This window comes from Corynebacterium sp. 335C (genome assembly GCF_053525695.1).
Window position 1 is genome coordinate 138,226 of sequence record NZ_JASTTB010000002.1, and the last position, 20,904, is coordinate 159,129.

The 20,904-nt window shown below is 69.1% G+C and carries 18 protein-coding genes, 2 tRNA genes and 2 pseudogenes; 17 read left to right on the plus strand and 5 right to left on the minus strand.

The annotated features are described in order from the left end of the window. Positions 1-33 precede the first annotated feature (33 nt). The 3 genes from QQS41_RS07605 to QQS41_RS07615 all read left to right on the plus strand — a co-directional run bounded on the left by QQS41_RS07605 (position 34) and on the right by QQS41_RS07615 (position 3,719). Positions 34-3,072 carry a UPF0182 family protein gene (locus tag QQS41_RS07605; protein ID WP_448852541.1) on the plus strand — a complete coding sequence of 1,013 codons (3,039 nt, stop codon included), beginning with the start codon at positions 34-36 and terminating at the stop codon, positions 3,070-3,072. A 158-nt stretch (positions 3,073-3,230) separates the two neighbouring features. Then, a tRNA-Met gene (locus QQS41_RS07610) sits at positions 3,231-3,304 on the plus strand. A 341-nt stretch (positions 3,305-3,645) separates the two neighbouring features. Further along, positions 3,646-3,719: transfer RNA gene (locus QQS41_RS07615), tRNA-Met, on the plus strand. Positions 3,720-3,856: 137 nt separating this feature from the next. Here the strand turns inward: QQS41_RS07615 and QQS41_RS07620 are convergent. Next, positions 3,857-4,120, minus strand: a complete 264-nt coding sequence (locus QQS41_RS07620) for a hypothetical protein (protein WP_448852113.1) — start codon at positions 4,118-4,120, stop codon at positions 3,857-3,859. A gap of 230 nt (positions 4,121-4,350) precedes the next feature. Then, on the minus strand, positions 4,351-5,163 hold the full coding sequence (gene hisN / locus QQS41_RS07625; protein ID WP_448852114.1) for a histidinol-phosphatase: 813 nt from the start codon (positions 5,161-5,163) through the stop codon (positions 4,351-4,353). Between the two features lie 18 nt (positions 5,164-5,181). Between hisN and QQS41_RS07630 the strand changes: the two genes are divergently transcribed. Next, entirely contained in the window at positions 5,182-5,835 is a 654-nt protein-coding gene (locus QQS41_RS07630; RefSeq protein ID WP_448852115.1) for a hypothetical protein, read from the plus strand. Here QQS41_RS07630 and QQS41_RS07635 read toward each other — a convergent pair. Next, the gene (locus QQS41_RS07635; protein ID WP_448852116.1) at positions 5,832-6,680 is read right to left on the minus strand and encodes an inositol monophosphatase family protein; all 849 of its coding nucleotides are present in this window, start codon (positions 6,678-6,680) and stop codon (positions 5,832-5,834) included. The genes QQS41_RS07630 and QQS41_RS07635 overlap by 4 nt on opposite strands. Positions 6,681-6,718: 38 nt before the next feature. On the opposite strand from QQS41_RS07635, the gene prfB reads away from it, so the two are divergent. The 13 genes and pseudogenes from prfB to QQS41_RS07700 form a co-directional block, all read left to right on the plus strand. Beyond that, positions 6,719-7,828 carry a peptide chain release factor 2 gene (gene prfB, locus QQS41_RS07640; RefSeq protein WP_448852117.1) on the plus strand — a complete coding sequence of 370 codons (1,110 nt, stop codon included), beginning with the start codon at positions 6,719-6,721 and terminating at the stop codon, positions 7,826-7,828. 86 nt (positions 7,829-7,914) lie between these two features. Next, on the plus strand, positions 7,915-8,475 hold the full coding sequence (locus tag QQS41_RS07645) for a hypothetical protein (protein ID WP_448852118.1): 561 nt from the start codon (positions 7,915-7,917) through the stop codon (positions 8,473-8,475). Continuing rightward, positions 8,475-10,523: an ATP-binding protein gene (locus QQS41_RS07650; RefSeq protein WP_448852119.1), complete on the plus strand. Its 2,049-nt coding sequence runs from the start codon at positions 8,475-8,477 to the stop codon at positions 10,521-10,523. The genes QQS41_RS07645 and QQS41_RS07650 overlap by 1 nt, the downstream gene beginning before the upstream one ends. Then, the gene (locus QQS41_RS07655; RefSeq protein ID WP_448852120.1) at positions 10,520-11,179 is read left to right on the plus strand and encodes a response regulator transcription factor; all 660 of its coding nucleotides are present in this window, start codon (positions 10,520-10,522) and stop codon (positions 11,177-11,179) included. The genes QQS41_RS07650 and QQS41_RS07655 overlap by 4 nt, the downstream gene beginning before the upstream one ends. Before the next feature lie 44 nt (positions 11,180-11,223). Then, positions 11,224-11,913 carry a cell division ATP-binding protein FtsE gene (gene ftsE / locus QQS41_RS07660; protein ID WP_448852121.1) on the plus strand — a complete coding sequence of 230 codons (690 nt, stop codon included), beginning with the start codon at positions 11,224-11,226 and terminating at the stop codon, positions 11,911-11,913. An 18-nt stretch (positions 11,914-11,931) separates the two neighbouring features. Further along, entirely contained in the window at positions 11,932-12,834 is a 903-nt protein-coding gene (gene ftsX, locus QQS41_RS07665; RefSeq protein WP_448852122.1) for a permease-like cell division protein FtsX, read from the plus strand. Positions 12,835-12,852: 18 nt separating this feature from the next. Beyond that, on the plus strand, positions 12,853-13,767 hold the full coding sequence (gene ppk2, locus QQS41_RS07670) for a polyphosphate kinase 2 (RefSeq protein WP_448852123.1): 915 nt from the start codon (positions 12,853-12,855) through the stop codon (positions 13,765-13,767). Positions 13,768-13,975: 208 nt separating this feature from the next. Beyond that, positions 13,976-14,998: a 3-hydroxyisobutyryl-CoA hydrolase gene (locus QQS41_RS07675; protein WP_448852124.1), complete on the plus strand. Its 1,023-nt coding sequence runs from the start codon at positions 13,976-13,978 to the stop codon at positions 14,996-14,998. 123 nt (positions 14,999-15,121) lie between these two features. Then, a protein-coding gene (locus QQS41_RS07680; RefSeq protein WP_448852125.1) for an IS3 family transposase occupies positions 15,122-16,371 on the plus strand; the annotation gives its coding sequence in 2 pieces (ribosomal slippage) (positions 15,122-15,449 and positions 15,449-16,371; 1,251 coding nt in all). Between the two features lie 341 nt (positions 16,372-16,712). Then, entirely contained in the window at positions 16,713-17,531 is an 819-nt protein-coding gene (locus tag QQS41_RS07685) for a hypothetical protein (RefSeq protein WP_448852126.1), read from the plus strand. Positions 17,532-17,719: 188 nt separating this feature from the next. Beyond that, positions 17,720-17,896, plus strand: coding sequence for a hypothetical protein (locus tag QQS41_RS07690; RefSeq protein ID WP_448852127.1), 177 nt, complete (start codon positions 17,720-17,722; stop codon positions 17,894-17,896). 23 nt (positions 17,897-17,919) lie between these two features. Further along, positions 17,920-18,510, plus strand: a pseudogene (locus QQS41_RS07695) (transposase); the annotation flags it as partial. Position 18,511: 1 nt separating this feature from the next. Beyond that, positions 18,512-18,874, plus strand: a pseudogene (locus QQS41_RS07700) (integrase core domain-containing protein); the annotation flags it as partial. Between the two features lie 160 nt (positions 18,875-19,034). Here QQS41_RS07700 and QQS41_RS07705 read toward each other — a convergent pair. Together QQS41_RS07705 and manD are read right to left on the minus strand one after the other, a co-directional pair. After that, complete coding sequence (locus tag QQS41_RS07705; protein ID WP_448852542.1) at positions 19,035-19,529, minus strand: gluconokinase; 495 nt, start codon at positions 19,527-19,529, stop codon at positions 19,035-19,037. A gap of 101 nt (positions 19,530-19,630) precedes the next feature. Then, complete coding sequence (gene manD / locus QQS41_RS07710; protein ID WP_448852128.1) at positions 19,631-20,860, minus strand: D-mannonate dehydratase ManD; 1,230 nt, start codon at positions 20,858-20,860, stop codon at positions 19,631-19,633. Positions 20,861-20,904 lie beyond the last annotated feature (44 nt).

Consider the following 20,904-nt stretch of genomic DNA (forward strand, 5'->3'; position numbering starts at 1 on the left):
TTTTTCCTTAGAGTGGAACCAACCGTAGACCCGATGCCGGGCGGCCGGGAAACCCGGCGGCCCGGCCCCAAGGAGAGCCCGTTGACCCACAGTCCCGACGCGAGAATCCAGGCGGGCGGAAAGGGCAGCCGGTGGCTGACGGCGATCGTCGTCGTCATCGCCGCGCTGCTGCTCATCGTCCCCGTTCTCGTCAACGTGTACACCGACTTCCAGTGGTTCGGCGAGGTCGGCCACCGGGGCGTGTTCGCCACGGCCTGGACCGTGCGCATCGTCCTGTTCCTGATGGTCGGCCTGCTGTTCGGCGGCATCGTGTTCCTGGCCCTGTGGCTGGCGTGGCGGTCCCGCCCGGCGACGGTGCCGGGGCTGGATCCGCGCCACCCGCTGGCGGCCTACCGGAAGATGGCGGAGCAGGGCTCCCGCACCGTGCTCATCGGCACGCCCGTCATCTTCGGCCTGTTCGCCGGCGTGCTGTCGCAGGCGAGCTGGCGCTCGGCGCTGCTGTTCCTCCACCGCGAGGACTTCGGCGAGGCCGACCCGCAGTTCGGCCTGGACTACGGGTTCTACGCCTTCCACCTGCCGTTCTGGCGCTTCCTGGCGGACACGGCGGTCATCGCCGTCATCGTCGCGTTCCTGCTCAGCCTGGTCACCCACTACCTGCTGGGCGGCCTGCGCGCCGGCGACCCGACGACGGGGGAGAAGATGCGGGTCACCGGCTCCGCCCGCGCGCAGCTCGCCTGCTGGGCGGGCGTCTTCATGCTGCTGAAGGCCGTGGGCTACTGGCTCGACCGGTACGACATGCTGGGCAACCCGCAGGCGACGTTCACCGGCGCGTCCTACACGGACGTCAACGCGCTGCTGCCGGCGAAGATCGTGCTGCTGGTCATCGCGCTGCTCGTCGCCGCCGCGTTCTTCGCCGCCATCTTCCTGCGCAACCTCGCCATCCCGGCGATGGCGACGGCCCTGATGCTGGTGTCCGCCGGCGTCATCGGCGTCGCCTGGCCGATGATCGTCGAGCAGTTCTCCGTCGACCCGAACCGCGCCGCGAAGGAGCGGGAGTACATCGCCCGCAACATCGAGGCGACGCGCTACCACTACGGGCTGACGGAGGAGGACGTCACCGTCATCCGCGACTGGGGCGCCACCGGCGCGGAGGAGAAGGATCCCGAGTCGAAGGAGCAGGGCGCCGAGGCCATCGCGTCCGACGAGAACACCCTGGCGAACATCCGCATCCTCGACCCGGAGGTGCTGCCGCCGACGTTCACGCAGCAGCGCCAGCTCCGCAACTTCTACGGCTTCCCCGAGGTCCTCGACGTCGACCGGTACGAGATCGACGGCGAGATGCGCGACTTCGTCGTCGCCGCCCGCGAGCTGAACCCGCGGAACCTGCAGGGCAACCAGCAGGACTGGATCAACCGCCACACGGTCTACACCCACGGCAACGGCTTCATCGCCGCCCCGGCGAACCGGGTCGACGAGGTCGCGGCCGGCGCCGGCTCCACCCGCGGCGGCTACCCGCTGTACACCGTCGCCGACCTGTTCCAGTCCGAGGACCCGAACGGGATGAACCTCCAGCTGGAGCAGCCGCGCATCTACTACGGCCCGGTCATCGCCGACTCCGACGCGGACTACGCCATCGTCGGCGGCAACGGTTCCGGCACGGACTTCGAGTACGACGCCGACGGCCGGAACTTCACCTACGACGGCAAGGGCGGCGTGCCCATCGGCAACATCGTCGACCAGGCCTTCTACGCGCTGAAGTACCGGGAGATGAACATCCTCCTGACGGACCGCATCGGCCCGGACTCGAAGATCATCTTCGAGCGCGACCCGCGCGAGCGCGTCCACAAGATCGCCCCGTGGCTGACGACGGACTCCCGCACGTACCCGGCGGTCGTCGACGGCCGCATCAAGTGGATCGTCGACGGCTACACGACGCTGGCGGACATGCCGTACGCCGAGCGCATGAGCCTGCAGGAGTCCACGCAGGACTCGCTGAACCAGCAGGGCACCCAGCAGGCGCTGCCGAACGAGGAGATCAGCTACATCCGCAACTCCGTGAAGGCCACCGTCGACGCGTACGACGGCACCGTCGAGCTCTACGCGTTCGACGAGGAGGACCCGGTGCTGAAGGCGTGGCGCTCCGCGTTCCCGGGCGTCGTCAAGCCGAAGTCCGAGATCTCCGAGGACCTGATGCAGCACCTGCGCTACCCGGAGGACCTGTTCAAGGTCCAGCGCGAGCTGATGACCCGCTACCACGTCTCGGACCCGGGCGTCTTCTTCACCAACGACGCGTTCTGGTCGGTGCCGAACGACCCGACGGCGCCGGAGGAGCAGAACCTGTCCCAGCCGCCGTACTACGTCGTCGCCGCCGACCCGAAGACCGGCCGGTCGAGCTTCCAGCTCATCTCCGCGTTCCGCGGCCTGGAGCGCGAGTACCTCGCCGCCCACATGACCGTCTCGTCCGATCCGGAGAACTACGGCCAGATCACGGTCCGCGCCCTGCCGACGGACACCCAGACGATGGGCCCGAAGCAGGCGCAGGACACGATGATGTCGGCCGACGAGGTCGCCCAGGAGCGGACGCTGCTGGAGGGCGCGAACGTCGTCATCAACGGCAACCTGCTGACGCTGCCGGTCGGCGACAACGAGATCCTCTACGTCGAGCCGGTGTACACCCAGCGCGAGGGCCAGGAGACGGCCTTCCCGAAGCTGCTGCGCGTGCTCGTGTCCTACCGCGGCGAGGTCGGCTACGGCGCGACCGTGTCCGAGGCGCTGGCGGAGGTCGGCATCGACCCGGCCGCCGCGACGCAGATCTCCGGCGAGCCCGAGGGCGGCGGGCAGCCGGAGGACGGAACCGAGCAGCCGCCGGCCGAGGACGCCCCGCCGGCAGACGCGCCGCGCGAGGTCGACGAGGCCGCCCGCGACGACGCGGTCAACCGCATCAACGATGCGCTGACCCGCCTGCGCACCGCGCAGGAGTCCGGCGACTTCGCCGCGCAGGGCCAGGCGCTGTCCGACCTCGACGCGGCGGTGCGCGACTACCAGCGCGCCAACGGCCAGGACGTCGAGTAGGCGCCCGCGCCGCGGGCTTCGCCGAGCAGGCGGCCCCGCGGCCGGGCCCCGGCGCGGCGCCGTCCCGTCGCACGGCGGCGCCGGCGCCGCCTTCCGCCCCGCGACCAGGCGATTGGCCAGGCGGCGGTCGCCGGTGTTATCGTCGGTAACCGCAACGACGCGGGGTGGAGCAGCTCGGTAGCTCGCTGGGCTCATAACCCAGAGGTCGTAGGTTCGAATCCTGCCCCCGCTACGAAGACGAGGCCCCGCCCGGAGGAATCCGGGCGGGGCCTCCGTCATGTCCGGGGAACGCGCCCGCCCCCGGCGGGGACGGCGCCCTGGCCCGGGCCCGAGCCCCGGGGCGGGAGGCCCGCCGACGCCGGAGCGGCGGTGGCGCGTGGCCGCGGGGGAGCGGTCGCCCGCGTCGCCCCGTGCGGGGCGGGGAGTGAACGACCCGCGAACGGCGCATGTCCCGGCGATGAACGCGGGGCGCTTCCGGTATCGCGACCAGCGGATTTGCCGACGGCGTCAGGTGTCTGTACAGTTACATGACGTTGCCCACGAGGCAGCAGGAAATGCGAAGGCATTCCCCGACGCGGGGTGGAGCAGCTCGGTAGCTCGCTGGGCTCATAACCCAGAGGTCGTAGGTTCGAATCCTGCCCCCGCTACGAAGAGAAGGCCCCGCCCGGAGTAATCCGGGCGGGGCCTTCGTCATGTCCGGGCCGTAACGGTCGAAGTGCGCGCGGTGCCGCCCGCATGACGAAACCCCGCACCATGCGGGTGCGGGGTCTGCGGGGCGGGCGGGCTAGCGGACCCGGGCGCGCTGGGCGATGCCGGCGAGCGCCGCGAAGTCGATGTCGCCGGAGCCGCGCGTGATGGCCCGGTTCATCTGGTTGACGACGACGGGGCAGTTGCGGCACCGGCGCGTCTTCCTGCAGCAGCGCTGGCGCGGAGGCGTCAGGGCCAGCTTCAGCAGCTGTGCGTCGGACATGGTGCCGCGCGGCTCGCGGCCGGGGAGCGTTCCCCAGCGCGCCTCGCGGCGTGCGTACTTGTCCGTTCCGTAACCCATGTCACGAAGGGTAGTGAACCCTTCGCGGATTTGGAAAGGGGAACGACCCTGGGGTCCGCCCGGGGTACCCCCATCCGCGGAACGAACGGTGACGGACCACCGCCGTTCGCGGCGGGCCGGCCCACCCCCGGATGCCGCAGGTTCTGGCCGTCCACCGGGCCACGGCGTCCGCGCGACCCGGGCCCGCCCGGCCCGGGGCCCGTCGTCTCCGGGCCCCGCCGTCCACCGGATTACGGCGCCAGGCGGCGCAGCACCTCGTCGTGGAGCAGTCCGTTGGAGGCGACGGCGTCGCCGCCGTGCGGCCCGTCCTCCCCGGCGAGGGAGGTGAAGCGGCCGCCGGCCTCGGCGACCAGCACCGCCAGCGGCGCGAGATCCCACAGGGACACCTCGGGCTCGGCGGCGACGTCCACGGCGCCCTCGGCGACGAGGCAGTAGGAGAAGAAGTCGCCGTAGCCGCGCAGGCGCCACGCGTCGTCGGTGAGCCCGATGAGCTGGTCGCGCAGGCCCCGGTCGCGCCAGCCGGTGAGGGAGGAGATGGCGATCGAGCTGTCCCCGAGGTCGCCCACGCGGGAGACGCGGATGCGGCGCGGCTCCGCGCCGTCGAAGGAGCCCGCCTCGCCGACGACGCCCGTGACGGTCCAGGTGCCCTCGCCCTTCGCGGCCCACCAGCGGCGGCCCAGCGCGGGCGCGGAGACGACGCCGACGACGGGCTCGCCGTCGACGAGCAGCGCGATGAGCGTCGCCCACACCGGCACGCCGCGGACGAAGTTCTTCGTGCCGTCGATCGGGTCGATGACCCACTGGCGGCCGCCGGGGACGGCGTCGCCGCCGAACTCCTCGCCGAAGACCTCGTCGTCCGGCCGGGCGTCGGCGAGCAACGCGCGGATGGTGCGCTCGCACTCCAGGTCGGCGTCGGTGACCGGGGAGAGGTCGGGCTTGGACTCGACCGCCAGGTCGGAGGCGCCGTAGCGCGCGGCGGTCAGGGCGTCGGCGGCGTCGGCGAGCTCGCGGGCCAGCCGCAGGTCATCGGTGTAGTCGGTCATGGCCGGTAGTCTATGCGCATGCTCGAGGCCCTGACGTTCGCGTTCCTGGACTCCGTCAACGTCCTGTTGATCGGGGTCCTCGTCGCGCTGGGCGTCATCCTCCGCCGCGGCTCCTACCGCCGCATCGCGCCGCTGCTGGTCGCCGGCGACTGGCTGGGCGTGCTCACGCTCGCCGTGCTCGTCCTCACCGTCTTCGACGGGCTGGGGCAGCGGGTGCAGGCGCTGGTGCATTCGCCGGTGTTCGGGTGGCTGCTGGTCATCACGGGCGTTGCGACGGCCGCCCTCACCCTGCGCGGCGGCGATTCCTCGGCCCTGGTCGCGAAGCTGCTCGGGCCGCTGCGGGTGCCCTCGTGGCGCACCGTCGCCGCCGGCTTCCTGCTGGGCGTCATCCAGTCGGCGACGTCGGTGCCGTTCTTCGCGGGCCTGCTGCTGCTGTCGGCGGAGGGCCTGCCGGAGGCGTCGCGGTGGCTGGGCCTGGTGGCGTACGCGACGGTGGCGCTCAGCCTGCCGACGCTCGCGGGCCTGGCCGTCGCGGCCATCCGGCACCGGCCGGACTCGTGGCTCGGCCAGATCTTCGCCGCGGCGCAGCGCAATCAGGCGGCGGTGGCGCGCGGGGCGGGCTACCTCGTCGCCGTGCTGCTCGTCGTCATCGGCGCCGCGCAGCTGATCTAGCCCGCCGCCTCCGCCGGGTCCGCCAGGATCGCGGCGACCTCGCCGACGATGCCCGCGGGGCCCGCGACGCGCCAGCCGCCGGACAGCACGCCCGCCCCGCCGGCGCCGGCGACCAGGGCGAAGCCCGGCAGCCAGTCCCACGGGGCGACGGAGTGCTGGAACCAGGCGCCCTCGCGGCCGTCGGCGACGCCCGCCAGATCCAGGGAGGCGGAGCCGAGCGCCCGCCACGTCGCGAAGCGGCCGATGGCCCGCGACCAGCGGGAGACCAGCGCCGCGCGCTCGGCCGCGTCGTCGGCCGCCGAGGCCCCGTCGCCGAAGAACGACGAGTGCAGGTAGGTGGCGGCGCAGGTGGAGGCGGCGCGCAGCCCGTCGTCAAGCGTCCCGACGCGGCGGGTGCCGCGCGCGTCGGTGCGCTCGGTCGGCAGCTCCGGGCCCCCGATCCACGTGCGCCCGCCGGCGACCTGGTGCACCGCGCCGAGCAGCACCCGGTCCGGCGCGTGGGGGTCGCCCTCCACCAGCGCCAGCGCGGAGCACCAGTAGTCGGAGCCGGCGGTGAAGTTGTAGGTGCCGTCGACGGGGTCGATGACCCACGTGCGGCCGGAGCGCGACTCCTTCGCCGAGCCCTCCTCGCCGAGGATGCCGTCGTCCGGCCGCAGCTCCGCCAGCGTGGAGACGACGTGCTCCTCCGCGGCGCGGTCGGCCTGCGTGACGACGTCGCTGACGGACGTCTTGTAGTCGACGTCGAGGCCCCCGGCGCGCAGCTCCGCGGCCAGGGCCGCCGCCTCGGCGACGGCCTTCCGGGCGACGTCCATGTCGGTGACTGGTCGGTTCGCGGTGGCGGTCATGGGACCATCATGCACCCCCGGCCGCTATTGTGTGGGGCGTGAATCCCGACGTGACCGCAGACCTGGACGCCCTCGACGCGACGCTGACGACCATCGAGAAGGTCGTCGACCTCGAGGAGCTGGACTCGCGCGTCCGGGAGCTCGAGGCGCAGGCCGCCGACCCGTCCCTGTGGGACGACCCCGACCACGCCCAGCAGGTCACCTCCCAGCTGTCCCGCAGCCAGGCGCAGCTCAAGCGCGTCCGCGGCCTGCGCCAGCGGCTCGAGGACCTGCCGGTGATGTACGAGCTGGCCGACGACGAGGGCGACCCGGACGCCGCCGAGCTCGCCGACGCCGAGCGCGCCGAGCTGCGCGAGGCCATCGAGTCGCTCGAGGTGACGACGATGCTGTCGGGCGAGTACGACGAGCGCGAGGCCGTCGTCAACATCCGCGCCGGCGCCGGCGGCGTCGACGCGGCGGACTTCGCCGAGATGCTCATGCGCATGTACGTCCGCTGGGCGGAGAAGGCCGGCCACAAGGTCGACGTCTACGACACCTCCTACGCGGAGGAGGCCGGCATCAAGTCGGCGACGTTCGTCGTCCACGGCGAGTACACCTACGGCACCCTCTCCGTGGAGCAGGGCACGCACCGCCTGGTGCGCATCTCCCCGTTCGACAACCAGGGCCGCCGCCAGACGTCGTTCGCGGCGGTCGAGGTGCTGCCGGTGGTGGAGCAGACCGACTCCATCGACATCCCGGACTCGGAGCTGAAGGTCGACGTTTACCGCTCGTCGGGCCCGGGCGGCCAGTCCGTCAACACGACCGACTCGGCGGTGCGCCTGACGCACATCCCGACCGGCATCGTGGTGACCTGCCAGAACGAGAAGTCGCAGCACCAGAACAAGGCGTCGGCGCTGGCGGTGCTGTCGGCGAAGCTGCTGGAGCGCAAGCGCCAGGAGGAGCGGGCGGAGCTCGACGCGCTGAAGGGCGACTCCGACAACTCGTGGGGCAACCAGATGCGCTCCTACGTGCTGCACCCGTACCAGATGGTGAAGGACCTGCGGACCAGCCACGAGGTGAACAACCCGACGGCGGTGCTAGACGGCGACATCGACGGGTTCCTGGAGGCCGGCATCCGCTGGCGCATGGCGCAGGAGCAGGGCGAGTAGCCCCGGGGCGACCGCATGGCCGTGGATGAAGGAACTCTCATCCCGGTTTCATGGCGGCATCACGGCGGCGGGGGAGGCTGGAGCCCATGGAGCTGCTGAAGAAGATCGGCCTCGCCGCGGCCGCCGTCGTCGTCCCCGTCGGCCTGGTGATGGGCGGCATGGCGCTCGGCACCGCCGGCGACGCCCCCGACGTGTCCCCGGATCCGGCGATGGAGCAGGACCGCGACATCGCCACCGGCGCCGAGCAGCGGCGCGCGGAGGAGGAGCGCGGGAAGCGCGAACGCGAGGAGACCGAGCGGGAGGAGCGCGAGCGCGAGGAGGCGGAGCGCGAGAAGGAGCGTGACGACGCCTCCCGCTCCGGCTCCTCCGGATCGTCCTCCGGCGGATCGGGGGGATCCTCCGGCGGTGCCGCGGGCGGATCGTCCGGCGGCTCCGGTTCCGGCGGAGGCTCGGGTTCCGGCGGCGGCTCCGGCTCGGGCGGCCGTGCCCCCGCCCCGGCCCCGGCGCCCGCCATCGATCACCGCCCCGCCCCGGCCCCCGTCTACGACGACTGGGACGACGATGACGGCGACGACGACTGGGACGACGATGACGGCGACGACGACTGGGACGACGACGGCGACGCCGACGACTGGGACGACGACTGATGGAGGACCGCGAACTCGCCTGGTCCCGCGTGGACATCGGCGCCGCCGGCGATGACGGCGGCGCCTCCGCCGCGCCGGGCGCCGGCGCCGCGGGCGACGCGGCCGGCCCGGGCCCCCGCGCGGACGCGGGGGACGGCGCGGCGCGGGGGACGTCGTCACGCGCGGGCCACGGCGACGCGGCCCGCATCGTCGTCATCCCCCGCGGCGACTCGGAGGCCCGGTCCCGCGACGAGGCGGTGCGGCCGTCGCGCTTCACGGCGCGGTGGCGCATCGTCCTGTGGTTCCTCGTGCTGCTGGGCGTCGTGCTCGGCGCCGTCATCCTCATGGCGCGATCGGTGCTGATGTCGGAGGTCGGCGACTCCGCCAACCAGGAGATCGAGCAGGAGATCGGCGAGTTCCGCCGCTACGCCGCCGAGGGCCGCGACCCCGTCACCGCCGAGCCGTTCGAGGACGCCGCCCGGCTGTTCGAGGTGTACCTGTCGCGCCAGCTGCCGGCCGACGACCAGGTCATCCTCGGCGTCGTCGGCGACCAGGTGCTGCAGATCGACCGTGGCGCCGACATCAACGCCATGCACCCCTCCGGCGAGGTCCTCGCCCCGATCCTCGCGGACCCCGCGCCGTCCGGGATCCTCGACGACGTCCCCGGCGGGCCCGTGCACTGGGGCCGCGTCGCGCTCACCGACGCCCCGGAGTCCGACCATCTCGTCGTCGCCGTGTTCACCGGCGGCGCGCGCGGCCAGGTCGACCACCAGATGCGCATCATCGCCGCCGTCGGCGGCGGCGGGATGCTGCTGGCCCTGCTCATCTCGTGGCTCGTCGCCGGGCAGATCCTCCGGCCCATCCGCGAGGTGCGGCAGGTCGCCGAGCAGATCCAGGAGACCGACCTGACCAAGCGCGTGCCCGTCCACGGCGACGACGACGTCGCCGACCTGTCGCGCACCGTCAACTCCATGCTCGACCGCGTCGAGGCGGCCTACGCCGGGCAGCGCCTGTTCGTCGACAACGCCGGCCACGAGCTGCGCACCCCCATCACCGTCATCCGCGGGCAGCTGGAGCTGTTCGACGGCGCCGACGAGGAGCAGCGGGCCGTGTCGCGCCAGCTCATCACCACCGAGCTGGACCGCATGTCCCGCATGGTCACGGAGCTGCTGACGCTGGCGAAGGCCGACCGCGACGACTTCGTGCGCCGCGAGCCCGCCGACGTCGCCGACATGACCCTGGAGATCGAGCAGAAGGCCCAGTCCCTCGGCGACCGCGACTGGCTGGTCGCCGACGTCGCCGACGACGTCGCCGTCGTCGACCCGCAGCGCATCGTCCAGGCGATGCTGCAGTTCGCCTCCAACGCCGTGGACCACACGGCGGAGGGCAGCCGCATCCTCATCGGCTCCTCCGTCACCGGCCACGGAGGCGACCGGCGGCTGCGGATGTGGGTCACCGACGACGGCCCCGGCATCGACCCGGACGAGGCGACGACCATCTTCGGCCGCTTCGCCCGCGGCGCGGAGGGCTCCGACCGCAACAAGGGCGGGGCGGGCCTGGGCCTGTCCATCGTCCGCGCCATCACCGACGCCCACGGCGGACACGCCTGGGTGCGGTCGGCCCCGGGCCGCGGCGCGACGTTCGGCATCGACGTGCCGGCCGGGCGGGCGCCCGCCGGGTCCGGCGCCGGCGGCGAGGCGGACGCGGACTTCGCGCTCCCTGACGACGGGCCGGATGCCGCGGGTCCCGCGGATTCCGCGGGCGTCCCGGGCGCCCCGGCGGACGCCGCCACCGGCCGGCTGCCCCGGGCGGAATCCGCTTTCCCGCGGCATGATGGCGGAAACGGCGGCGCGGATGCCGCCGGCCACGCGGGCGCGGCGGATGCCGCCGACGAGGCGGACCTCGCCGACGGCGCGGACGCGGCCGATGCGGCGGATGCTGCGGACCGCTCCGCGGGCTCCGCGGATGCGGCGACAGCCGGCGCGGGACGCGCCGGCGCTGATGACGACTGGGCGCTGCCCGCACCGGACCTGACCGGCGGGCGCGGGAAGGACGGTGACGACCGATGAGCAGGATCCTGGTGGCCGAGGACGACCGGGGCATCTCCGACTTCCTCCGCCGGGGCTTCGAGGCCTCCGGCTACGCCGTCGACGTCGCCGAGGACGGGCTGACCGCCTACGAGGCCGCGAAGTCCGGCGGCCACGATCTCATGGTGCTGGACCTCGGCCTGCCGCTGCTCGACGGCCGCGTCGTGCTGTCCCGGCTGCGCGAGTCGGGCGTGAACCTGCCCATCATCGTGCTGACGGCCCGCGACGGCATCGACGACACGGTCGGCTCCCTGGAGGGCGGAGCCAACGACCACATGACGAAGCCGTTCCAGTTCGCGGAGCTGCTGGCCCGCGTCCGGCTGCGCCTCAACGACGAGCCGTCGGGCGACCCCGCCGGAACCGTCACCCACGGCGACCTCGTGCTGGACCTGCGCACCCACCGGGTGCAGGTGGACGGCATCTGGAAGGACCTGTCCCGCCGGGAGCTCGGCCTGCTGGAGGCGTTCATGACGCACCCCGGCCAGGTGCTGTCGCGCTCCCAGCTGCTGGGGCGGGTGTGGGGGCTGGACTTCGACCCGTCGTCCAACGTCGTCGACGTCTACGTGCGGTCGCTGCGCAAGAAGATCGGCGCCCGCCGCGTGGAGACCATCCGCGGATCCGGCTACCGCATGCCCTGACACCGCTGTGACAGGAGTGACTGGCGACGGCTAGGGTTGCGCACGTGATCACATTCGATGCCGTCACCAAGTCGTACCGGACGTCCTCGCGCCCGGCGCTGGACGACGTCTCGGTCGAGATCGGCCGCGGCGAATTCGTCTTCCTCATCGGCCCCTCGGGCTCGGGCAAGTCGACGTTCCTGCGCCTCATGGTCGCCGAGGAGCGGGCCGACTCCGGGCGCATCGTCATCGACGACCAGGACATCACCCGCCTGGCGTCGCGCAAGGTGCCGAAGCTGCGGCAGCGCATCGGCTACGTCTTCCAGGACTTCCGCCTGCTGCCCAACAAGACGGTGGCGGAGAACGTGGCGTTCGCGCTGCAGGTCATCGGCAAGCGCCGCGCCTTCATCGACAAGGCCGTGCCCCAGACCCTCGAGATGGTGGGGCTCGCCGGCAAGGCCGACCGCCTGCCGCACGAGCTGTCCGGCGGCGAGCAGCAGCGCGTCGCCATCGCCCGCGCCACCGTCAACCGGCCGCTGGTCCTGCTGGCCGACGAGCCGACCGGCAACCTCGACCCGGAGACCTCCGGGGACATCATGCTGCTGCTCGATCGCATCAACCGCGGCGGCACCACCGTCGTCATGTCCACCCACGACCACGAGGCCGTCGACGCGATGCGCCGCCGCGTCATCGAGCTGAAGCTGGGCAAGCTCGTGCGCGACGACGCCACCGGCGTCTACGGCCTGGGCCGCTAGGGGAGGGGAGGAGACGCCATGAAGACCAGGTTCATCCTCGGCGAGGCCCTGTCCGGGCTGACCCGCAACATCACCATGACCGTCGCGATGGTCATCACCACCGCCATCTCGCTGGCCCTGCTGGCCTCCGGCATGCTCGTCACCGACATGACGGAGCGGACGAAGGAGATGTACCTCGACCGCGTCGAGGTCATGGTCGAGCTCGACGAGCCGATCAGCGCCGGCGACCCGGCCTGCTCCGGCGCCCCGTGCCGCGAGGTCGTCGACGCCCTGGGCGGCGCCGAGGGCGTCGAGTCCGCCGTCTACCGCAACCGGCAGGAGAACCACGCCCGGTTCACGGAGCTGTTCCGGGACACGGACCCGGAGCTGGTGGCCAACACCCCGCCGGAGTCGCTGCCCGCCGTCGTCATGGTGCGGCTGGAGGACCCGACCGACACCTCGCCGCTGCAGGTCGTCGAGGGCATGCCGCAGGTCGTGCACGTCACCGACCAGGCCGACGACGTCACCGCCGCGGTCGGCAACCTCGACTCCATCCGCAACGCGACGTTCGTCATCGGCGCGGTCCAGGCGGTGGCCGCGGTGTTCCTCATCGCCAACATGGTCCAGATCGCCGCGTACTCCCGCCGCCGCGAGGTCGGCATCATGCTCATGGTCGGCGCGACCCGCTGGTTCACGCAGGCGCCCTTCGTGCTGGAGGCCGTCATCGCCTCGCTGCTCGGCGGGGCCCTGGCCATCGGCGGCCTGTTCGCGGCGAAGGAGCTGGTCCTCGACCCGACGCTGGAGAACCTCTACCAGGCGCATCTCATCGCCCCGGTGCAGGCGTCGGACATCTGGGTGACGGCCCCGGTGGTGCTGCTCGTCGGCGCCGTGTTCTCCGCGCTGACGGCGCAGGTGACCCTGCGCTTCTACACCCGGCGCTGAGTTTGTAGGATCGGCCCCATGAGCACCGATGACGTCCAGCGCCCGCCGAAGCTGAAGAAGAAGGCGTACGAGAAGGAGCTGAAGAGGCTCCAGGCCGAACTGGTGGAGATGCAGCAGTGGGTCGTCGAAACCGGCGCCCGCCTCGTCATCATCATGGAGGGCCGCGACGCCGCCGGTAAGGGCTCCGCGATCAAGCGGATCACCCAGTACCTCAACCCCCGCACCTGCCGCATCGAGGCGCTGCCGACGCCGACGACGCGCGAGCAGGGCCAGTGGTACTTCCAGCGTTACGTGGAGAAGCTGCCGACCGCCGGCGAGATCGTCATCTTCGACCGCTCCTGGTACAACCGCGCGGGCGTCGAGCGCGTCATGGGCTTCTGCACCTCGCAGGAGTACCGCCGCTTCCTGCACCAGGCCCCGATCTTCGAGCGCCTGCTGGTGGAGGACGGGATCATGCTGCGCAAGTACTGGTTCTCCGTGTCCGACGAGGAGCAGGTCCGCCGCTTCGAGTCCCGCCGCGAGGATCCGCTGCGCCGCTGGAAGCTGTCCCCGATGGACCTGGAGTCCATCACCCGGTGGGAGGACTACTCCCGCGCGAAGGACGAGATGTTCATCCACACCGACATCCCGTCGGCGCCGTGGTACACGGTGGAGTCGGAGGACAAGAAGCGCTCCCGCATCAACGTCATCAACCACCTCCTGTCGACGGTGCCCTACGAGCACATCGACCGCGAGATGCCGGTCATCCCGGAGCGCCCGGAGTCGGAGAACTCCTACGAGCGCCCGCCGCGCACCGAGTTCCGCTACGTGCCGGACGTCGCCGCGAAGCTGGAGGAGGACCGCCTCGACGGCAAGAAGTCCAAGCCCACGTCGAAGGGCAAGGACAAGGCCAAGGACTCCGGCAAGGGCAAGAAGTCCAAGGGCAAGAAGTAGCCTCATCTGCGTGACGACGGGCGCCGCCCGGCGGCCGCACCACCGGTGCGGCGCGGCCGTGGCTGCGCCCGTTCGCGTGGCGGCGCCCGCCGCGCCGGGGCGGGTCCCGTCGTCACGCGCCGCATGACCCGCGGCGACCCGCGCACGCGGCGCCGGCCGCGCACCCCTGCCCCGGCGCACCGGCGGTGTGATGTGCAACACTCGGGGCATGAACGATCGCACCGTCATCGCCACCACCGAGGGCGTCTCCGGGCGCCTGCTGCTCAACCGCCCGAAGGCGTTCAACAGCCTCGACGCCGGCATGGTCGACGCCATCCGCGACGCCCTGGACCGCTGGCGCGGCGACGACGCCGTCCGGCAGGTCATCGTCGTCTCGGAGCACCCGAAGGCGTTCTGCGCCGGCGGCGACGTCCGCACCGTCCGCGAGCAGGTCCGCGACGGCGACCTGGAGTCCGGCGACGAGTTCTTCCGCCGCGAGTACCTGATGAACGCCGAGATCGCCGAGTACCCCAAGCCCTACGTCGCCGTCATCGACGGCATCGCCATGGGCGGCGGCCTGGGCGTGAGCATGCACGGCTCGCACCGCATCGTCACCGAGAAGGCGTCGGCCGCGATGCCCGAGATGGCCATCGGCTTCGTCCCCGACGTCGGCATCACCTGGTTCTCCCAGCACGTCGAGGGCGCCTCGGGCCGCCCCGACCCGGGGCTCGCCCGCTTCATCGGCCTGTCCGGCTACCGCCTCACCGCCGCGGACATGCTGTGGGCCGGGTGGGCGACGCACTTCGTCGCCTCCGACGACGTGCCCGCCCTGCTCGAGGCCGCCGACGCCGACGGCATCGACGCCGCCCTGGAGCGCTTCGCCAAGGACCCCGCCACGGCCGGCGAGCCCGCCCTGGCGGACATCGCGGAGCGCGCCTCCGAGGCGTTCGGCCGCGACACGTGGGCGGAGATCTCCTCCGGCCTGGAGGAGGGGGAGTTCGGCGACCTGCTGGCGTCCGCGTCGCCGACGTCGCTGGTCGCCGCCGCCGAGCTCTACGCCGCCAACGCCCGCGCCGACCTGCGCACCGCCCTGGACAACGAGGCCGCCGTCGGCGCGCTCATGCGCCGCCACCGCGACTTCGACGAGGGCGTCCGCGCCGTCCTGGTGGACAAGGACCGCAACGCCACGTGGGAGACCGCCGACGCCGCCGACGTCGACCCCGCGCCGTTCCGCGAGGCGCTGACGCGCTGACGCCGTGCGCGGTTCCTGCCGCACGGCACGCGACGCGCGACGACGGGGCCGGCGGACCTGACCCCTTGGTGGTGGACACGCTGAAACCAGCATCTAGCTGGGGAAGTGAGGTACCTTTCCACCATGCCACGCAAGACCTACACCGAGCTGTTCAAGCGTGACGCAGTGCCGTTGTACGAGTCGACTCCCGGAGCCACGATCAACGCGATCGCCTCCGATCTCGGGGTCAACCGCAACTCCCTGCGCACCTGGCTCGACTCCTTCGGCACCGGCACCAAAACCAACGCCAACGGTGAAAAAGTCGCTAGCCCGATCGCTGCAGCCAACAGCGAACGCACCCCGGCTGAAGGACTCTGCGATGCCGAGCGGATCCGCGTGTTGGAACGCGAGAACGTCAAGCTCCGGGAGGAACGAGAGATCTTGCGCAAGGCGGCCAAATATTTCGCGGAAGAGACGAACTGGTGAACCGCTTTCAGTTCGTTGATGACCACCGAGACTTCTACGAGGTCAAGCGGTTATGTGAGGTTCTGAAGATCAACCGGTCCTCGTATTACAAATGGAAATCTGCTGCTCCTGCCCGCTGGCGACGCCTCGTCGCTGATGCGGTGCTGGGAGCGAGGATCAAGGCCGTGTTCACGGCCGAGAACGGCTGTTACGGGGCGAAACGTGTGACTGCGGCCATCAACGCCGATCCCGTCAACGACCGGGGCAATGGTGACCGTCTCAATCACAAGCACGCTGCCAGGTTGATGCGGCAGATGGGCCTTTTCGGCTACACCAGGAAACGCCGGGTGAAGGCCACCGTGTCCGCGAAACGTGCGCCTAAATTCCCTGACCTTCTGAAACGCCGGTTCACCGCGCAGAAACCGAACAAGGTCTACGTCGGCGATATCACGTACCTGCCGATCGCGGACGGGTCGAATATGTACCTGGCCACGGTCATCGACTGCTATTCGCGGCAGTTGACCGGTTTCGCGATCGCCGACCACATGCGCACCGAGTTGGTCGAAGAAGCCCTCACGATGGCTCACGGGGTCCGAGGTAGCCTTGACGGGACGATTTTTCACTCGGATCACGGCAGTGTCTATACCTCTGAGCAGTACCGGAGGTTATGTGAGCGGTTCGGTGTCACCCAGTCGATGGGTACGATCGGGACGAGCGCGGACAACTCGTTGGCGGAGTCGTTCAACGCCTCGTTGAAGCGGGAAGTCCTTCAGGATGAGCCTGTTTTCGCCAGTCAGCTGGTGTGTCGCCGGGACGTGTTCCAGTGGTGCATCCGGTACAACACCCAACGGCTGCACTCGTGGTGTGGCTACCGCTCGCCGAACGCCTTTGAAGCCGCCGAATCAGCTACACTTACTATCGCATCTTGATTAAATCCCCGTGTCCACTTTCCGGGGTTCGGGCCCTGGCTCGCTTGAAAGAGTTGCCAGAAACGGAAAGTAATGGACAAAAGTGGCAGAAGATTGTTGAGAAAACACTGACTGACACACAGTATATGAATCAGATCATGAGCGGAGTGATGTCCGAGTTTGATCACTTGTTGAGGATCCTCAGAGGAGAAAAAGGATGAAAGCTTTAATTATCGCTGGCGCTCCCTTTCGGTGGAAGGTGGGCCTAACTGGAGCGCTCACGAAGTTCTGCATAGGAAAGTTGAAACTGGTGAAGGTCTCTTGACTAAGTCATGCACTCGTGTGGTTGCTAGGAGTTATTCATGAAGCTAGTTTTTCGTAGTTTTATAGCGATTACGATTCTCTCCGAGGTGGCGCTGCTTGCTCTTGCTAACTCAAAGCCTGAGTTGTCGAAGCTGTGGTTACTTGCACCGATCACGCTTCTCATTGTGGCCCTACTTATGCTCTTTGGTGGCATGTGGGGGGATTATCGCCATCGTGGATGCTCGTGGGCAACTTCCTTGACGGTGACGTCCAAAAGGTTTGGTGTGCCTCGGAAAGCATTGGCTTTGCTTGTTTCGGAGGTTGGTTCACTTGCTTCCGTGTTGAGCCTGTTTAGGCCTACTAAAAGCTCCTCGCATGGTGGTCAGGCTTACACTGCCCATCGGAACTTGCGAACCGTTATCTTCGTACTGTTGGGTCTGAGTGTTGTCGAAGTGATCATCGTCCATCTGGCTATTTCTAGTAGCTTTTGGCGGTACCTGATTCTGGCCGTGAGTATTTACGCTATCGCTTTGCTATGCGGATTTTATGCATCGGTTCGGAGTAGGCCACATCTCTTGACTCCCCGCGGGATCGTGATTCGATCCGGCAAGAGGCTCACCTGCAAAATTCCATGGTCACATATGAGGGATATTAAGTATGTTGGAGCGGGGCAAGGCGGGGATATTACGGTCGATGAGAACGGCCACCTAAGGATTCCTGTCTTGAGTGAAGTTAACGTAAGAATCGAGGTGGATCCCCAAGTTCGAGTTGAAGATCTTCACAAGGGTTGCGTGAACGTTTCTTCCATTGACTTTTATTGCGATGAGAAGGAATCGTTTCTGAAGAGCGTAACTCAGCAGCGCTCCTTAGTTGAGTGACCGATAAATGTCGGACATCCCCGCGGAAATGGAATACTTGGTGTTACCCTCAGACTCGGTGATTCTGATAGTGTTTTCGGTTTTTTGATCCGGGGGAACTATTCGCCTTTTTGCTTTGCGGATGAGGGTGTCAGGAAGTTTGTGTGTGAGGCTCTGATCTAGAAGGAGTTTCACCGATAATGACTACGGTGTCACCGAAGAAAAGTCATGACCCGGCGAGGGTCAACGAGATCAGCGAGAAGCTGATGGAATATTCTGAAATCGCCAGCTTGATTAGCGAGCTGTCGGCTTCCGCTGATGATGCAAGCGAGCTGGTCAAAGGCCTGTTACAGAGAGTGTCTGATGGTTTGTGTGTGGGAACCTAACCCGCATAAGGAGATGGGCCAGAATGGCTACTGTGGCACGACGAGATCCGGCTGATAAGGCCAAGATTGATGCGATTGAAAAGAAGCTTCTTGCTAACCCTGAAATCGCGAAACTCATTGATGACCTAGGCACGTCGACAGCGGATGCCAACGACCTGGTTCGCGGCATGTTGCAGGCCTCGATTACCAGGGGACTCAACGCTGAAATGGATGCCCATTTGGGCTACGAGTCTGGCGACAGGATCGCTAAAGCTGCTGTTGGAACAGACAATCACCGCAACGGGTCGTATCCCAAAACCGTGGATTCTCACTACGGGCCAGTCACCATTGATATCCCCAGGGATCGGGCTGGAACATTCTTGCCGGCTATGGTCCCTAAAGGATCTAGGCGCTTGACTGATGTCGATGACATGATCGTCAGCTTGTACGCCGGTGGGATGACAATTAGGGACATCCAGCACTATATGGCAACTGCGATGCGGGTTGATATTTTCCATGAGACGATTTCCGCAGTCGCCGATGCCGTCCTCGATGAGGTCATGGTCTGGCAAAACCGCCAGTTAGACGAGTTCTACCCGGTCATTTTCCTCGATGCGCTGCGCATTAAAGTCCGCGGAAGCCCTCACGATGGCTCACGGGGTCCGAGGTAGCCTTGACGGGACGATTTTTCACTCGGATCACGGCAGTGTCTATACCTCTGAGCAGTACCGGAGGTTATGTGAGCGGTTCGGTGTCACCCAGTCGATGGGTACGATCGGGACGAGCGCGGACAACTCGTTGGCGGAGTCGTTCAACGCCTCGTTGAAGCGGGAAGTCCTTCAGGATGAGCCTGTTTTCGCCAGTCAGCTGGTGTGTCGCCGGGACGTGTTCCAGTGGTGCATCCGGTACAACACCCAACGGCTGCACTCGTGGTGTGGCTACCGCTCGCCGAACGCCTTTGAAGCCGCCGAATCAGCTACACTTACTATCGCATCTTGATTAAATCCCCGTGTCCACTTTCCGGTGTTCGGGCCCGGCCGCGCCGGGCCCGCCGGCGCGTGAGACGGCGACGCCGCACGCATGACGACGGGGCGCCGCCTCCGGGGACGAACCCCGGGGCGGCGCCCCGTTCCCGTGCGCCGGTTGCCCTGCGGGCGGCCTAGTCGGGCCGGCCCGCGGGGCCGCCGATCCACCCGGCGGCAGCCGCGACGATGCCGTCGGGCGAGTCTGCGACGTCGAAGACGCGGCCGGCCTCGTCGTCGTCGAGCTCCTCGAGGGTGTCGAACTGGGAGCGCAGCAGCGTCGGCGGCATGAAGTGCTCCGGCTCCAGGCGGGCGCGCAGCGCCAGCCGCTCCGACATCAGCTCGAACGTCCCGTGGAGGTGGACGAACACCGCGTCCGGCGCGGCGGCCCGGATCCGGTCCCGGTACTTCCGCTTCAGCGCGGAGCAGGCGATGACGCCCCCGCCGTCGGCCAGCCACCGGCCGACGAGCTCGAGCCACGGGGCCCGGTCGTCGTCGTCCAGCGGGGTGCCGGAGGCCATCTTGTCGATGTTGGCCTGCGGGTGCAGCTCGTCGCCGTCCTTGAACGGCACGCCCAGGCGCGCGGCCAGCATCATGCCGACCGTCGACTTGCCGCAGCCCGACACGCCCATCACCACGATGGCGGGGTCGCGCTTCGCGTCGCCGAGGGGGCCGGCGGGGCCTGCCGCGCCGCCCGGGGCCGTTCCGGTTCCGTCGTCCGTCGCCATGCCGCTCACCAGTTGTGGACGGTGCCGTCGGCGAGGCGGTTGTACGGCAGGTAGGCCTGCTCGTACGGGAACTTCGCGGCCGCCTCCTCGTCGAACTCCACGCCCAGGCCCGGGGTGTCGCCCGGGTGCAGGTAGCCGTCCTCGAACGTCATGGACGTGCGGAACACCGACAGCGTCTCCTCGGAGTGCGTCATGTACTCCTGCAGGCCGTAGTTGTGGATGTTGAGGTCGACGTGCAGCTCCGCGGCGAAGCCGATGGGGGACACGTCGGTCGGGCCGTGGAAGCCGGACTTGATCTGGTACGGCTCCGCCAGCGCCATGACCTTCTTCAGCGGGGTGATGCCGCCGAAGTGGGTGGAGGCCACGCGCACGTAGTCGATGAGCTGCTCGTTGATGAGGTCCTTGATGTCGTAGACCGTGTTGAACACCTCGCCGATGGCCAGCGGCGTCGTCGAGTGCTGGCGGACCATCCGCAGGTTCTCCTGGTTCTCGCCGAGGGTGACGTCCTCCAGCCAGAACAGGTCGTACGGCTCGAGGGACTTCGCCAGCTGGGCGGCCTCGCGCGGGGTCATGCGGTTGTGGCCGTCGTGCAGCAGCGGCAGCTCCGGGCCGAACTCGTTGCGCACCGCCTCGAACACGGTGGGCAGGTGGCGCAGGTAGGCGCGGGTGTCCCAGTCCTCCTCGACCGGCCAGCCGCCGCGGTTCGCCGGCTCGAAGTCGTAGCGCTGGCCGCTGGACTGCTCCTGCGCGGCGACGCCGTACAGCTTCTCGATGCCGGGCACGGAGGTCTGGATGCGGATGGACTTGTAGCCCAGCTCCATCTCGTAGCGGATGGAGTCGAACAGCGACTCGATGTCGGTGCCGGAGGCGTGGCCGTAGGCGCGGCAGCCCTTGCGGGACGCGCCGCCGAGCAGCTCGTAGACCGGCATCCCGGCCATCTTGCCCTTGATGTCCCACAGCGCCATGTCGACGGCGGCGATGGCCGCCATGGTGACGGGGCCGCGGCGCCAGTAGCAGGAGCGGTAGAGGAACTGCCAGGTGTCCTCGATGTTGCGGGCGTCGCGGCCCACCATCAGCTGGCAGACGTGCTCCTTCAGGTAGGCGGCGACGGCCAGCTCGCGGCCGTTCAGCGTCGCGTCGCCGACGCCGGTGACGCCGTCGGAGGTGGTGAGCTTCAGGGTGACGAAGTTGCGGGTGGGGGAGCAGATGAAGACTTCGGCCTTCTCGATCTTCATGGTCGTGTCCTTTCGGTGCGCCGGCGTCGGGCGGCGCGGGGTTC

Bases quoted from the DNA above. Each gene is read 5' to 3' on its own strand.
- QQS41_RS07605 (WP_448852541.1), top strand. From the start codon at position 34: ATGCCGGGCGGCCGGGAAACCCGGCGGCCCGGCCCCAAGGAGAGCCCG.
- QQS41_RS07620 (WP_448852113.1), bottom strand. From the start codon at position 4,120: ATGGGTTACGGAACGGACAAGTACGCACGCCGCGAGGCGCGCTGGGGA.
- hisN (WP_448852114.1), bottom strand. From the start codon at position 5,163: ATGACCGACTACACCGATGACCTGCGGCTGGCCCGCGAGCTCGCCGAC.
- QQS41_RS07630 (WP_448852115.1), top strand. From the start codon at position 5,182: ATGCTCGAGGCCCTGACGTTCGCGTTCCTGGACTCCGTCAACGTCCTG.
- QQS41_RS07635 (WP_448852116.1), bottom strand. From the start codon at position 6,680: ATGACCGCCACCGCGAACCGACCAGTCACCGACATGGACGTCGCCCGG.
- QQS41_RS07645 (WP_448852118.1), top strand. From the start codon at position 7,915: ATGGAGCTGCTGAAGAAGATCGGCCTCGCCGCGGCCGCCGTCGTCGTC.
- QQS41_RS07650 (WP_448852119.1), top strand. From the start codon at position 8,475: ATGGAGGACCGCGAACTCGCCTGGTCCCGCGTGGACATCGGCGCCGCC.
- QQS41_RS07655 (WP_448852120.1), top strand. From the start codon at position 10,520: ATGAGCAGGATCCTGGTGGCCGAGGACGACCGGGGCATCTCCGACTTC.
- ftsX (WP_448852122.1), top strand. From the start codon at position 11,932: ATGAAGACCAGGTTCATCCTCGGCGAGGCCCTGTCCGGGCTGACCCGC.
- ppk2 (WP_448852123.1), top strand. From the start codon at position 12,853: ATGAGCACCGATGACGTCCAGCGCCCGCCGAAGCTGAAGAAGAAGGCG.
- QQS41_RS07675 (WP_448852124.1), top strand. From the start codon at position 13,976: ATGAACGATCGCACCGTCATCGCCACCACCGAGGGCGTCTCCGGGCGC.
- QQS41_RS07685 (WP_448852126.1), top strand. From the start codon at position 16,713: ATGAAGCTAGTTTTTCGTAGTTTTATAGCGATTACGATTCTCTCCGAG.
- QQS41_RS07705 (WP_448852542.1), bottom strand. From the start codon at position 19,529: ATGGGCGTGTCGGGCTGCGGCAAGTCGACGGTCGGCATGATGCTGGCC.
- manD (WP_448852128.1), bottom strand. From the start codon at position 20,860: ATGAAGATCGAGAAGGCCGAAGTCTTCATCTGCTCCCCCACCCGCAAC.